This window comes from Ramlibacter sp. Leaf400 (genome assembly GCF_001424545.1).
Lineage (GTDB): Bacteria > Pseudomonadota > Gammaproteobacteria > Burkholderiales > Burkholderiaceae_C > Ramlibacter.
This window is the reverse complement of the sequence record NZ_LMQL01000008.1, coordinates 1-13,163: the sequence shown is the minus strand read 5'-3', so window position 1 is coordinate 13,163 and position 13,163 is coordinate 1. Positions and strand designations below refer to the sequence as shown.

15 protein-coding genes and 3 tRNA genes are annotated in these 13,163 nt (G+C 68.8%); 15 read left to right on the top strand and 3 right to left on the bottom strand.

Annotated elements, in window-relative coordinates:
- Window positions 1-73: 73 nt before the first annotated feature.
- Window positions 74-454 carry a Co2+/Mg2+ efflux protein ApaG gene (apaG, locus tag ASG30_RS06225; protein WP_055894091.1) on the bottom strand — a complete coding sequence of 127 codons (381 nt, stop codon included), beginning with the start codon at window positions 452-454 and terminating at the stop codon, window positions 74-76.
- Window positions 455-500: 46 nt separating this feature from the next.
- On the opposite strand from apaG, the gene rpe reads away from it, so the two are divergent.
- The gene (gene rpe, locus ASG30_RS06220; protein WP_055894089.1) at window positions 501-1,184 is read left to right on the top strand and encodes a ribulose-phosphate 3-epimerase; all 684 of its coding nucleotides are present in this window, start codon (window positions 501-503) and stop codon (window positions 1,182-1,184) included.
- Here rpe and ASG30_RS06215 read toward each other — a convergent pair.
- Window positions 1,181-1,486 (bottom strand): hypothetical protein, encoded by a 306-nt coding sequence (locus ASG30_RS06215; RefSeq protein WP_055894087.1) that lies wholly within the window; start codon window positions 1,484-1,486, stop codon window positions 1,181-1,183. The two genes, rpe and ASG30_RS06215, sit on opposite strands and share 4 nt — an antisense overlap.
- Window positions 1,487-1,914: 428 nt before the next feature.
- Here ASG30_RS06215 and ASG30_RS06210 point away from each other — a divergent pair, with 428 nt between their 5' ends.
- Window positions 1,915-4,065 (top strand): catalase, encoded by a 2,151-nt coding sequence (locus ASG30_RS06210; protein WP_055894085.1) that lies wholly within the window; start codon window positions 1,915-1,917, stop codon window positions 4,063-4,065.
- 41 nt (window positions 4,066-4,106) lie between these two features.
- Window positions 4,107-4,769: a phosphoglycolate phosphatase gene (gph, locus tag ASG30_RS06205; protein WP_055894082.1), complete on the top strand. Its 663-nt coding sequence runs from the start codon at window positions 4,107-4,109 to the stop codon at window positions 4,767-4,769.
- 16 nt (window positions 4,770-4,785) lie between these two features.
- Here gph and ASG30_RS06200 read toward each other — a convergent pair whose 3' ends face one another.
- Window positions 4,786-5,370, bottom strand: coding sequence for a chalcone isomerase family protein (locus ASG30_RS06200; protein ID WP_055894080.1), 585 nt, complete (start codon window positions 5,368-5,370; stop codon window positions 4,786-4,788).
- Between the two features lie 292 nt (window positions 5,371-5,662).
- Here ASG30_RS06200 and trpE point away from each other — a divergent pair, with 292 nt between their 5' ends.
- From trpE to ASG30_RS06140, 12 genes are all read left to right on the top strand, one after another.
- Complete coding sequence (gene trpE, locus ASG30_RS06195; RefSeq protein ID WP_055894078.1) at window positions 5,663-7,162, top strand: anthranilate synthase component I; 1,500 nt, start codon at window positions 5,663-5,665, stop codon at window positions 7,160-7,162.
- Window positions 7,159-7,596, top strand: coding sequence for a GxxExxY protein (locus ASG30_RS06190; RefSeq protein WP_235579744.1), 438 nt, complete (start codon window positions 7,159-7,161; stop codon window positions 7,594-7,596). Before trpE ends, ASG30_RS06190 begins: the two co-directional genes overlap by 4 nt.
- Before the next feature lie 73 nt (window positions 7,597-7,669).
- Complete coding sequence (locus tag ASG30_RS06185; RefSeq protein WP_055894074.1) at window positions 7,670-8,239, top strand: aminodeoxychorismate/anthranilate synthase component II; 570 nt, start codon at window positions 7,670-7,672, stop codon at window positions 8,237-8,239.
- Window positions 8,236-9,285 carry a low-specificity L-threonine aldolase gene (gene ltaE, locus ASG30_RS06180; protein WP_055894072.1) on the top strand — a complete coding sequence of 350 codons (1,050 nt, stop codon included), beginning with the start codon at window positions 8,236-8,238 and terminating at the stop codon, window positions 9,283-9,285. The genes ASG30_RS06185 and ltaE overlap by 4 nt, the downstream gene beginning before the upstream one ends.
- A gap of 5 nt (window positions 9,286-9,290) precedes the next feature.
- Window positions 9,291-9,941, top strand: a complete 651-nt coding sequence (locus tag ASG30_RS06175; RefSeq protein WP_055894070.1) for a LysE family translocator — start codon at window positions 9,291-9,293, stop codon at window positions 9,939-9,941.
- Window positions 9,942-9,956: 15 nt separating this feature from the next.
- A complete protein-coding gene (gene trpD, locus ASG30_RS06170) occupies window positions 9,957-10,988 on the top strand; it encodes an anthranilate phosphoribosyltransferase (protein WP_055894067.1) in 1,032 nt (343 codons plus the stop codon).
- Window positions 10,989-10,991: 3 nt separating this feature from the next.
- Entirely contained in the window at window positions 10,992-11,783 is a 792-nt protein-coding gene (gene trpC / locus ASG30_RS06165) for an indole-3-glycerol phosphate synthase TrpC (protein WP_055894065.1), read from the top strand.
- Window positions 11,780-12,535: a uracil-DNA glycosylase gene (locus ASG30_RS06160; RefSeq protein WP_442965669.1), complete on the top strand. Its 756-nt coding sequence runs from the start codon at window positions 11,780-11,782 to the stop codon at window positions 12,533-12,535. The genes trpC and ASG30_RS06160 overlap by 4 nt, the downstream gene beginning before the upstream one ends.
- A gap of 78 nt (window positions 12,536-12,613) precedes the next feature.
- Window positions 12,614-12,699, top strand: a tRNA-Tyr gene (locus tag ASG30_RS06155).
- A gap of 145 nt (window positions 12,700-12,844) precedes the next feature.
- Window positions 12,845-12,918 (top strand) — tRNA-Gly (locus tag ASG30_RS06150).
- Window positions 12,919-12,948: 30 nt separating this feature from the next.
- A tRNA-Thr gene (locus ASG30_RS06145) sits at window positions 12,949-13,023 on the top strand.
- 43 nt (window positions 13,024-13,066) lie between these two features.
- Window positions 13,067-13,163: GTP-binding protein (locus tag ASG30_RS06140; RefSeq protein ID WP_033470817.1), on the top strand; the 97-nt coding region annotated here is incomplete at its 3' end.

Genomic DNA, 13,163 nt, shown 5'->3' with positions numbered 1-13,163 from the left:
CCGGCCGTGGCTCAGCTTGTAGGACGGGGCGCTGAGCAGCGGCCCGCCGGGCCGGGCGCTGCAGCGGATGGGCTCAGTGCAGCACGCGCCGGCTGCCGTCTTCCAGCGTGAAGGCCTCGATCTCGGTCTCGAAGCGCTCGCCGTCCTCGGCCACGCAGAAGTAGCTGCCGCGCATGGTGCCGCTGGGCGTGGCCAGGCGGCAGCCGCTGGAATACTGGAACGACTGGCCGGGCTGCAGCAGCGGCTGGTGGCCGACCACCCCCAGGCCCTTGACCTCCTGCAGCACGCCGGCGGCGTCGGTGATGAGCCAGTGGCGCGAGATCAGCTGGGCCGCCACCTCGCCGACATTGGTGATGGTGATGGTGTAGGAGAAGGTGAACAGGCCCTGCTCGGGCGCCGATTGCTCCGGCAGGTAAGCGGGCTGAACTTCGACGCGGAACTGGTACTTGGCCATCGCCCCGATCGTACCTGCCGCATTCCATTTGCGAGAATCCGCTCCCATGAGCACCCCGTACCGCATCGCCCCTTCGATCCTCTCGGCCGACTTCGCGCGGCTCGGCGAGGAAGTGCGCAACGTGATCGCCGCGGGCGCGGACTGGATCCACTTCGACGTGATGGACAACCACTACGTGCCCAACCTCACGTTCGGCCCGATGGTGTGTTCGGCGCTCAAGCCGCACGCAAAGCGCGCCGACGGCACGCCGGTGCCGGTGGACGTGCACCTGATGGTGGAGCCGGTCGATGCCCTCGCCGAAGCCTTCGCGGGCGCGGGTGCCGACTACATCAGCTTCCATCCGGATGCGTCGCCGCACGCGCACCGCAGCGTTCAGGCGATCAAGGCCCGCGGCTGCAAGGCCGGCCTGGTGTTCAACCCGGCGGCGCCGCTGGACGTGCTGGACTGGCTGGTCGACGACATCGACCTGGTGCTGATCATGAGCGTCAACCCGGGGTTCGGCGGGCAGGGCTTCATCGACTCGTCGCTGCGCAAGATCGAGCAGGCGCGCAAGCGCATCGACGCGTGCGGCAAGGACATCCGGCTGGAGGTCGACGGCGGCATCAAGGGCGACAACATCGCCCGGGTCGCTTCGGCCGGCGCCGACACCTTCGTGGCCGGCAGCGCGATCTTCGGCAAGCCCGATTACAAGGCGGTGATCGACGGCATGCGCGCCGCGCTGGCACGCTAGGGCCTGTACTTCTTCTCCCCGTCCGGCAGGTTTTCGCGCAGCTTGTCGTAGGTGGCGTCCAGTTCGGCGCCCTTGGTGGTGTCGGCCACGCCCCGTTCCACGTCGGCGCTGGCCTTGCGGCCCACGCGGGCATGGGATGCATTGCTGCTGGGCTGGCTGTCGGCGGACTCGTCGCGTTCGTGCGGCATCCGCGGTACCGTGCGCTGGTCCTCGCCCTGGGCCGGGGTCGTGTTGCCCGGCCGGCCTTCGGGCCGCTCGCTGGCCTGGGCGGGGTCGGACAGATCGGTCCTGTTGTCGGGCATGGCTGTACTCCTGGGGGATGGGTGACCCATGGTGCCGCCAGGACACCTCATGCGCGGTAGGAGGGACGGGCCGCAGCCTGTAGGAACCCCCGCGGCGCCACCGTCTGACCGTGTCGGCGGCGTCCTACCTGCACTGGCAGTCCCGGCGGACAAACGCCCCCGCTGCCGGGCTACGGAGGGTTCCCCATGAGCTTGGCACAGTCTTCTTCTCGGTCAGGGGCTTGGTCGCCGAAGGAGAGTGATGATGGAATTGATCGCCGCGGTGCCTGAATGGCTGGTCTGGTGCGCTGCCGGCGGGGCCGGGGCGTTCGCGCTGTCGGTGCTGGCCAGCACCATCGAAGCAGCGCTCGACCTCGAGACCTGAGCCGAACCGAAAAAGACAGCGTCCCTGCGCCCGCGTGGCCGGCAGGCCGCCCCCAGGAGAATCCATGGCCCAGTCCAAACCGGACGCCCAGCGCAGATCACGGTCCGGCGACGCCGCCACGGCCAAGCACAAACAGCTGGAGAGCTTCAGCCAGGCCCCGGAGAACCTGCTGACGACCACGCAGGGCGTGGTCGTTCCCGACAACCACGGCTCGCTGCGCGCCGGCGCGCGCGGCCCGACGCTGCTGGAAGACTTCCTGCTGCGCGAGAAACTCACGCACTTCGACCGCGAGCGCATCCCCGAGCGCGTGGTCAACGCGCGCGGCGCCTCGGCCCACGGCCACTTCGAGCTCTACCGGTCGCTCGGCCAGTACACCAAGGCGGACTTCCTGCAGGAGGCCGGCCTGCGCACGCCGGTGTTCGTGCGCTTCTCCGGTTTTTCCGGCGAGCGCGGATCGGCCGACACGGTGCGCGACCTGCGCGGCTTCGCCGTCAAGTTCTACACCCGCGAGGGCAACTACGACCTGGTGGGCGCCAGCGCGCCGGTGTTCTTCATCCAGGACGCGATGAAGTTCCCGGACCTGGTGCATGCCCTCAAGCCCGAGCCGCACCACGGCATGCCGCAGGCCTCCAGCGCGCACGACACCTTCTGGGATTTCGTCTCTCTGATGCCGGAGAGCACGCACGCGCTCATGTGGCTGATGTCCGACCGCGCGCTGCCGCGCAGCTGGAGGATGATGGAATTCTTCGGCGTCCACAGCTTCCGCTTCATCAACGCCCACGGCGCTTCGCACTTCGTGAAGTTCCACTGGAAGCCCAAGCTCGGACGCCACGCGCTGGCCTGGGACGAAGCCCAGAAGCTCGCCGGCCGCGACCCCGACTTCCTGCGCCGCGACCTGTGGGAGTCGATCGCCCGCGGCCACTGCCCCGAATGGGAGCTGGGCGTGCAGCTGGTGGAGGAAGGCAAGGCCGACGCGCTGGGCATCGACCTGCTCGACCCGACCAAGCTGATCCCCGAGGAGGTTGTGCCGGTGCAGGCGATCGGCAAGCTGGTGCTCAACCGCAACCCCGAGAACTTCTTCGCCGAAAGCGAGCAGGTGGCCTTCAACCCCGGCCACCTCGTGCCGGGCATCGACTTCAGCAACGACCCGCTGCTGCAGGGGCGGCTGTTCTCCTACCTGGACGCGCAGGTCGCGCGCCTGGGCGGGGCCAATTTCCACGAGCTGCCGATCAACCGCAGCCTGTGCCCGTTCCACAACCACCAGCGCGACGGCCTGCACCGCATCGGGCTGCCCAAGGGCCAGGTGAGCTACGAGCCCAACACGCTGGCCAACGGCTCGGAGTTCCGCGTCGACGGCGGCCACCAGGGCTTCCAGAGCCACGAGGACGTGATGGATGCGTCGAAGGTGCGGCGCCGCAGCGTCTCCTTCGACGATCACTACAGCCAGGCCACGCTGTTCTGGAACAGCCAGGGCCCGGCCGAGAAGGACCACATCGTGTGCGCCTTCCAGAACGAGCTGGCGCGGGTGGAGACGCCGGCGATCCGGCAGCGCGTGGTGGACAACCTGGCGCACGTCGACGCGCGGCTGGCGCGCAAGGTGGCCGAGCCGCTGGGCATGGTGGCGGACGCCAAGGCCGCCGCCGGCCGCGCCGGGTTCCGCGAGCACCGCGGCAAGGTGACGGTGGAATCCTCGCCCGCCCTGAGCATGGAGTCCGCCGTGAGCCCGCTGGTCACGCGGCGCGTGGCCGTTTTGGTGGACAGCGGCGTGGAGATCGGCGCGCTGAAGATCTTCCAGCAGGCGCTGGCCGAGCACCAGGTGACGCTGAAGATCGTGGCGGGGCACCTGGGCGTGGTGTCCACGTCCTCGGGCCAGCAGCTGCAGGTGGACCACTGCTTCCTGACGGCGTCCTCGGTGCTGTTCGATGCGGTGCTGGTGCCCGGTGGCGCCGCGCATGCGCAGGCGCTCGCGGCCAACGGGCGGGCCGTGCATTTCGTGCTGGAGGCGTACCGCCACTGCAAGCCGATCTGCGTGATCGGCGAAGGCGTGGAACTGCTTCGCTCCCTGGGCATCGATGCGGACACGCCCTCGGCCGAAGGCGTGCTGGTCGGCAAGGGCGACCCGGCGGGGCGGGTGCCGCTCGCACAGGAGTTCATCGGCGCGATGGCCCGGCATCGGCACTGGACCCGCAGCCGGCTGGACACCGTGATGGCCTGACGGCGCGGGAGCGCTGTTCCGGGCTGCGGCACACTCGGGCCATGCCCCTCACCCCCGGATTCCAGGCGGCCATCGTCGATCTCGATGGCACGCTGGTGGACACGCTCGGCGACTTCACCGTCGCCCTCAACGCCACGCTGGCGCAGCTGTCGCTGCCGCCGCTGGCCACCTCAGACGTCGAGTCCCTGGTGGGCAAGGGCTCGGAGCACCTGATCCGCTCGGCGCTCGCCGCGGTCGACGCGCCGCAGCAGCTGTACGACGCGGCCTGGGACGCTTACCAGAGGCATTACGGCGCCATCAACGGCCAGCATTCGGCCGTCTATCCCGGCGCCGAGGAAGGCCTGGACCTGTTGCGCCGCGCCGGGCTGCGCCTGGCCTGCGTGACCAACAAGCCGACCCGTTTCGCCACCGAGCTGCTGGAGCGCAAGGGCCTGGCGGGCGCGTTCGAGGTGGTGTTCGGCGGCGATGCGTTCGAGCGCAAGAAGCCCGATCCGCTGCCCTTCGTGCGGACCTGCGAAAGGCTTGGGGCGCCGGCGCAGCGCACGCTGGTGGTCGGCGATTCGAGCAACGACGCCGCGGCGGCGCGTGCCGCAAGCTGTCCGGTGGTGCTGGTCACCTACGGCTACAACCACGGCGAGCCGGTGAGCGCGGTGGACGCCGACGGCTTCGTGGATTCGCTGGCGCAGATCGGCCGCTGGCTCTGAGCGCGGCGCGGCGCCCTCAGGCCGGCCGGCCGAGCAGGGCGTCCTTGAGCTTCCAGTCGGCCGGATTGGGGCCGAGCCAGATCCGCAGCAGCGCGTTGAAGAACTCCGGCTCCTTGAAGGGTTCGCCCTGCTGCACGCCCTTGACGGTGACCACGGTGCCGGTGCCGGGCACCCAGTCGATGGTGAACAGCTCGCCGGGATTGAGCTTCTTGTGGTCGCTGAAGATCTGGCTCATGCGCAGCACGCCCGGCACCAGCCTGGAGAACGCGGACTTGTCCATGTTGTCCTCCATGCCGCGCGAGAACATCTTGCCGAACTCGGAAGAATCGATCTCGCGCAGCATGGTGATGCTGATGCGCTTGGCACCGGGCATGGCCAGCACTTCCTCGGGACTGGCGGCCTTCTTCGGCAGGTACAGGCCGGCGGCATAGACCTTGAAGACGGCCTTGTAGCGCAGGCCGGCGCCGTTGAGCTGCAGCCGCGAGCCGCGCACGTCGTTGGCATCGTCGAACTTCACGCCCGACAGGACGACCGGTTGCGCGTGGGTGGCTGCGGCCAGCGCCAGGGCCGTGGCGAGAAGGAGATTGCGGATCGCTTTCATGGCGTGTCTCTTGAAAATAGAACGACCGTTCGTTTTGTTGCGAGATGTTAATCGGCGGTCCCGGCGCAAGCCATCAGGGTTTTCGGCGAGCCCTTTGCTACACTCGTCCGCGATGTTCATCCACCGCACCACCATCACAGGTTGCTCCGGCCGGGGAGCCTGGCCCTGGCGCAAGCCTGTCAACGTGCGTTCCTGATCTGCACGGGGCAGCCCGTGCCCCGCGTCCCGGCCCCGGGACATCCCCAGAATGGACCAGCGGCCCGCGCCGCATGAGCTTGTGGAGGCTCACCCCGTGATCACCGAACTCGAATTCAAGAGCCTGGCACTCCAGGGCTTCAACCGCATCCCCCTCATTGCGGAAGCCTTCGCCGACCTCGAGACCCCCCTCTCCCTGTACCTGAAGCTGGCGCATGCCAAGGGCCAGAGCCGCCACAGCTTCCTGCTCGAATCCGTCGTCGGCGGCGAGCGCTTCGGGCGCTACAGCTTCATCGGCCTGCCCGCCCGCACGCTCCTGCGCGCCACCGGCTTCGGCGCCGACGCGGTCACCGAGGTGGTCACCGAAGGGCAGGTGGTCGAACGCGTCCGCGGCAATCCGCTGGACTTCGTGGGCGAGTACCAGAAGCGCTTCAAGGTGGCGCTGCGCCCGGGCCTGCCGCGCTTTTGCGGCGGCCTGGCCGGCTACTTCGGCTACGACGCGGTGCGCTACATCGAGAAGAAGCTGGAGAAGACCTGTCCGCCCGACACGCTGGGCTGCCCGGACATCCTGCTGCTTCAGTGCGAGGAGCTGGCCGTCATCGACAACCTGTCGGGCAAGCTCTACCTGATCGTGTACGCCGACCCCGGCCGGCCCGAGGCGTACAGCAACGCCAAGAAGCGGCTGCGCGAGCTGAAGGAACAGCTCAAGTACTCGGTCAGCGCCCCCCAGGTGCGCCAGACCCAGACCTTCCCGGCCGAGCGCGAGTTCTCCAAGGCCGACTACCTGAAGGCGGTGGACCGCGCCAAGGAACTGATCGCCGCCGGCGACTTCATGCAGGTGCAGATCGGCCAGCGCATCAAGAAGCGCTACACCGAGTCGCCCTTGTCGCTGTACCGCGCGCTGCGTTCGCTGAACCCCAGCCCGTACATGTACTACTACGACTTCGGCGAGTTCCAGGTGGTGGGCGCCTCGCCGGAGATCCTGGTGCGCCAGGAGCAGACGCCCGAGGGCCAGAAGGTGACCATCCGGCCGCTGGCCGGCACCCGTCCGCGCGGCGCCACGCCGGAGCAGGACAAGGCCGTCGAGCAGGAGCTGGTGACCGACCCCAAGGAACGCGCCGAGCACGTGATGCTGATCGACCTGGCGCGCAACGACATCGGCCGCATCGCCAGGACCGGCAGCGTGAAGGTGACCGAGGCCTTCGCGGTCGAGCGCTACAGCCACGTGATGCACATCGTGAGCAACGTCGAAGGCATCCTCAACGAAGGCATGACCGGCATCGACGTGCTGAAGGCGACCTTCCCGGCGGGCACGCTGACCGGCGCGCCCAAGGTGCATGCGATGGAGCTGATCGACCGTCTCGAGCCGACCAAGCGCGGCCTCTACGGCGGCGCCTGCGGCTACCTCAGCTACGCAGGCGACATGGACGTGGCGATCGCGATCCGCACCGGCATCGTGAAGGACCAGACCCTGTACGTTCAGGCCGCCGCCGGCGTCGTCGCCGATTCGGTGCCGGAGCTGGAATGGAAGGAAACCGAGGCCAAGGCGCGGGCGTTGCTGCGCGCTTCGGAGCTGGTCGAGGAGGGGTTGGAATGAAACTCCTCGGGACAGAACACAGAGGCACAGAGGCACAGAGGGAAGAGGAGGATCAGGGTGATGGGGGGATGTTTGCCCTTTCGCGAAAGGTCATTGGTTGTGTGATCGAGGTGCATCGGGCACTGGGGCCGGGGCTGCTGGAAAGTGCGTACGAACATGCCCTGGCGCGCGAGCTCGGTTTGCAGGGCTTGCCGTTTCAAAGGCAGATCGATCTGCCCGTCATGTACAAGGGCGAGCGACTGCCGCATTGCTACCGACTGGACATGGTGGTGGACACCCGGCTGCTGCTGGAACTGAAAGCGGTGGAAGCCTTGCTGCCCCTGCACAAGGCGCAGACGCTGACCTACCTGCGCATGTCGGGTCTGAAGACAGCGCTGCTGATCAACTTCAACGTCGAAGCAGCCAAACAGGGCATCCGGAGGATCTCCCTGTGACTCCCACCCCTCCCTCGATGCATTCCTCTGTGCCTCTGTGCCTCTGTGTTCTGTTTGTTCAGGAGGGTCTGGAATGAAGCTGCTCATGATCGACAACTACGACAGCTTCACCTACAACCTGGTGCAGTACTTCGGCGAGCTGGGCGCGCAGGTGGAGGTGTTCCGCAACGACGAGATCACGATCGAGGGCATCGCCGCGCGCGCGCCCGACCGCCTGGTGGTCTCGCCCGGCCCCTGCTCGCCGGCGGAGGCGGGCATCTCGGTGGCGGCCATCCGGCACTTCGCGGGCAAGCTGCCGATCCTGGGCGTGTGCCTGGGGCACCAGAGCATAGGCGCCGCGTTCGGCGGCAACATCATCCGCGCCGCGCAGCTGATGCACGGCAAGACCAGCGAGATCACCACCACCCGCCAGGGCGTGTTCGCCGGCCTGCCGGAGCGCTTCACGGTGAACCGCTACCACTCCCTTGCCATCGAGAAGAGCACGTGCCCGCGCGAGCTGGAGACCACCGCGTGGACCGACGACGGCGAGATCATGGGCGTGCGCCACCGCGAGCTGGCCATCCAGGGCGTGCAGTTCCATCCGGAATCCATCCTCACCGAGCATGGGCACGCGATGCTGAAGAACTTCCTGGAGCAGGTGTGAGCGCCGGCCTTGTTGACTTGCGCAGCGACACCGTGACTCGGCCGACCGCGGCGATGCGCGAGGCCATGATGGCCGCGCCGCTGGGCGACGACGTGTTCGGCGACGACCCCAGCGTCAATGCGCTTCAGGACCAGATCGCCGCGATGCTGGGCTTCGAGGCGGCCCTCTTCATGCCCACGGGCACGCAGAGCAACCTGTGCGCCGTGCTCTCGCACTGCCAGCGCGGCGACGAGTACATCGTCGGCCAGTTCCAGCACTGCTACCGCTGGGAAGGCGGCGGCGCCGCCGTGTTCGGCAGCGTGCAGCCGCAGCCGCTGGAACACCAGCCCGACGGCACGCTGGCGCTCGAAGCCATCGAGGCCGCGATCAAGCCCGACGACCCGCACTTCGCGCGCACCCGCCTGCTCGCGCTGGAGAACACGCTGGGCGGCAAGGTGATCCCGATGGCGTACCTGGGCGAAGCCACCGCGTTGGCCCGCCGGCACGGTCTGTCCACCCACCTCGATGGCGCCCGGCTGTTCAATGCGGCCGTGGCGGTGGCGCAGCGCGAAGGAACGACTGCGCAGGAGGCCGCCCGCCGCATCGCCGGCCACTTCGATTCCGTCTCGGTCTGCTTCAGCAAGGGCCTGGGCACGCCCGCCGGCTCCGCGCTTTGCGGCTCGAAGGAGCTGATCGCCCGCGCCCGCCGCATCCGCAAGATGGCGGGCGGCGCGATGCGGCAGGCCGGCGTGCTGGCGGCCGCGGCCTCGTACGCGCTGGACCACCACGTCGAGCGCCTCGCCGTCGACCATGAGTTGGCCGCGCGGTTGGCGCAGGGGCTGGCCGGCCTCGAAGGCGTGCAGGTGGAGCCGCCGCAGACCAACATCGTGTTCGTCGACCTCACCGGCGCGGCGCGTGATCGCGGGCCGGCGCTGCTCGAAGCCCTGAAGGCCGAAGGCGTGCTGGCCACCGGCCTGTACCGCCTGCGATTCGCCACCCACCTGGACGTGGACGAGGCCGGCGTCGACCGCGCCGTCGCCGCCTTCCGCCGCTTCTTCCGGAACTGAGCGCCATGCCGGACCTGCAGCAGCTCGTGATCTTCATCGCCGCCGGCTGGCTGCTGAACCTGACGCCGGGGCCGGACGTGCTCTACATCGTCACCAACGCGCTGCGCTCGGGCGCCCGCGCCGGCATCGTCGCGGGGCTGGGCATCACGGCCGGCTGCTTCGTGCACGTGTTCGCCGCGGCGGTGGGCGTGGGCGCGCTGCTGGCCACATCGGCCACGGCGTTCACGGTGCTGAAGTGGCTGGGCGCGGCCTACCTGCTGTGGGTGGGCGTCAAGCTCCTGGTGGCGCGCCCGCAGGCCGACGTGGCCGACCTGCGCTCGCTGGCGCAGTCGCAGCCGCCGGCCCGGTTGCGCGCGGTCTTCCTGGGCGGCTTCTGGACCAACGTGCTCAATCCCAAGGTCGCCATCTTCTTCCTGGCCTTCGTGCCGCAGTTCATCGCGCCGGACGCGCCGAACAAGGCGCTGGCCTTCGTGCTGCTGGGCGTGCTGTTCAACGTCAACAGCATTCCGGTGAATTCCGGCTGGGCGCTGGCCGCGGCCTGGATGGCGCGCCGCGATGCCGTGCAGCGTGGCATGCACTGGCTGGACCGCGCCGCCGGCGCCATGTTCATCGCTTTCGGCGCGCGCCTGGCGCTGTCCGACAATCCTTCCCGCTGAATCGAGGAGAGGCCCATGCCCATCACCCCCCAGGAAGCGCTGCAGCGCACCATCGAACACCGCGAGATCTTCCACGACGAGATGCTCAAGATCGTGCGGCTGATCATGAGCGGCGAGCTCTCGCCCGTCATGATGGCCGCCCTGCTCACCGGCCTGCGGGTGAAGAAGGAAACCATCGGCGAGATCACCGCGGCCGCCGAGGTGATGCGCGAGTTCTCCACCAAGGTCCACATCGCCGACAAGACGCACCTGGTGGACATCGTGGGCACCGGAGGCGACGGGTCGCACACCTTCAACATCTCCACCTGCGCGATGTTCGTGGCCGCGGCCGCGGGCGCGAAGGTGAGCAAGCACGGCGGCCGCAGCGTGTCCAGCAAGTCCGGCAGCGCCGACGTGCTGGAGAGCCTGGGCGTGGACATCAACCTGTCGCCCGAAGCCATCGCCCGCTGCGTGCAGGAGGTGGGCATCGGCTTCATGTTCGCGCCCAACCACCATCCGGCGATGAAGAACGTCGCGCCGGTGCGCAAGGAACTGGGCGTGCGCACCATCTTCAACATCCTGGGGCCGCTGACCAACCCGGCGGGAGCACCCAACATCCTGATGGGCGTGTTCCACCCGGACCTGGTGGGCATCCAGGTGCGGGCGCTGCAGCGCCTGGGCGCCGAGCATGCGCTGGTGGTCTACGGCCGGGACGGCATGGACGAAGTGAGCCTCGGGGCCGCCACCATGGTGGGCGAACTCAGGAATGGCCAGGTGTCCGAGTACGAGATCCATCCGGAGGACTTCGGTCTTTCCATGTCCAGCAACCGGGTGCTGAAGGTGGAGACGCCCGACCAGTCGCGCGCCATGCTGGTGTCGGTGCTGGACAACCAGCCGGGCGCGGCGCGCGACATCGTCATGCTCAACGCGGGCGTGGCGCTGTACGCGGCCAACGTGGTGAGCGACATCCGCACGGGCATCGAGCGCGCGCGCGAAGCCATCGCCTCGGGCGCCGCGAAGTCGCGGCTCGTCGGGCTGGTCGCGCTGTCCAAGCAGCTGGCCGGCTGAGCGATGGCCGACATCCTGGACAAGATCGTCGCCGTCAAGCGCGAGGAGATCGCGGCGGCCAAGAAGAAGGTTTCGCTGGAGGCCGTGCGTGCCGACGCCGAGAGCCGCGTCCTCACGCGCGACTTCGAGGCGGCGCTGCGCGGCAAGATCGCGGCCGGCCGCAGCGCCGTGATCGCCGAGATCAAGAAGGCCAGCCCCAGCAAGGGCGTCCTGCGCGAGGACTTCATCCCGGCCGACATCGCGCAGAGCTACGCCGAGCACGGCGCGGCCTGCCTGTCGGTGCTGACGGACCGTCAGTTCTTCCAGGGACGGCCGGACTACCTGAAGCAGGCGCGCGCCTCGTGCGACCTCCCGGTGCTGCGCAAGGACTTCATGGTCGATCCCTACCAGGTGTACGAGTCGCGCGCCATGGGCGCCGACTGCATCCTGCTGATCGCGGCCTGCCTGGAAGACGGGCCGATGGCCGAGCTGGAGCAGATCGCGCGCGGGCTGGACATGGCGGTGCTGGTCGAGGTGCACGACGCGGCCGAGCTGCAGCGCGCCCTCAAGCTCAGGACGCCGCTGGTGGGCATCAACAACCGCAACCTGCGCACCTTCGAGGTGTCGCTCGACACCACGCTGGGGATGCTCAAGGACGTGCCGGCCGACCGCCTGCTGGTCACCGAGTCCGGCATCCTGGGGCCCGCGGACGTGAAGCGCATGCGCGAGGCGGGCGTGCACGCCTTCCTGGTGGGCGAGGCCTTCATGCGCGCGCTCGACCCGGGCGAGGCGCTGGCGGCGCTGTTCGGCGCGTGAGCGATCGCCAGGCGTCGTTGCTGGCGGAGCCGGTCGCTGCGGGCCGGCTGCTCGGCTGGGATCCGGCGTCGGCCTCGCTGGCGCCGGGATGGCAGCCGGTGGTCGATCGCTTCTTCCAGCGAGAGACCGGCCGCGCGTTGTCCGATTTCCTGCGCGCGCGCATCGCGGCCGGTGCGGTGATCTATCCGCCTCGGCCCTTGCGGGCGCTGGAAACCACCCCGCTCGAGCAGGTTCATGCCGTCATCCTCGGCCAGGACCCGTACCACGGGCCCGGGCAGGCGGAGGGCCTCGCGTTCTCGGTGGCGCCGGGCGTGAAGGTGCCGCCGTCGCTTCGCAACATCTTCAAGGAACTGGCCTGCGGCTCACCCGGGCCCGCGCCGTCCAGCGGGTCCCTGCTGCGCTGGGCCGAGCGCGGCGTGCTGCTGCTCAATGCCGTGCTGACGGTGGAAGACGGCCAGCCCGGCAGCCACGCGAAGAAGGGCTGGGAGGCGCTCACCGACGCCTTGCTGGCCGAAGTGGCGGCGCGGGCCAGCCCCTGCGTCTACCTGCTGTGGGGCGCCCACGCCCAGGCCAAGGCCGGGCTGATCAGTGCCACGGCCGGGCAGCACGGCCGCGAGGCGCTCGTGCTGCAGGCCAACCATCCTTCGCCGCTGTCCGCCTCGCGCCCGCCCGTGCCCTTCCTCGGCTGCGGGCACTTCGCGCAGGCCCGCGAATGGCTGGCCGAGCGGGGCCACCCGGGCTTCTTCAGTTGACGTGGGACCACGGCCGGGCTCGCGCTGGTGCGCGGACGGGCTGGAGTGGCTGAAACATGGTATATTTCGAGGTTCGCCGGAGGGGTGCCCGAGTGGCTAAAGGGGGCAGACTGTAAATCTGTTGGCTTACGCCTACGCTGGTTCGAATCCAGCCTCCTCCACCAGACCTCCTGAAGAAGGGGGTTCGGCGAAAAGTGCAAGAGACGAGTGGTAGCGAATGAAGGACGGGGCAGCCGGATGAGCCGGCGCCACCAAGATTCCGGCGGCCGGTCCGCCGGGACCGCCTGGGGCCCTCGAACCACGCCCGATGCGGGAGTAGTTCAATGGTAGAACCTTAGCCTTCCAAGCTAATGACACGGGTTCGATTCCCGTCTCCCGCTCCACGGATCGATTGCGCAGGCGAGAGAGATTTCGCCCTTGTGGCTCAGTGGTAGAGCACTCCCTTGGTAAGGGAGAGGTCGCGGGTCCGATTCCCGCCAAGGGCACCAGAAAAGAAGTGATCGTCAGTTATTTTTTTCGGAAGGCGAAAAAATGGCAAAAGGTAAATTCGAGCGCACGAAGCCGCACGTCAACGTGGGCACCATCGGCCACGTGGACCACGGCAAGACCACGCTGACGGCGGCGATCA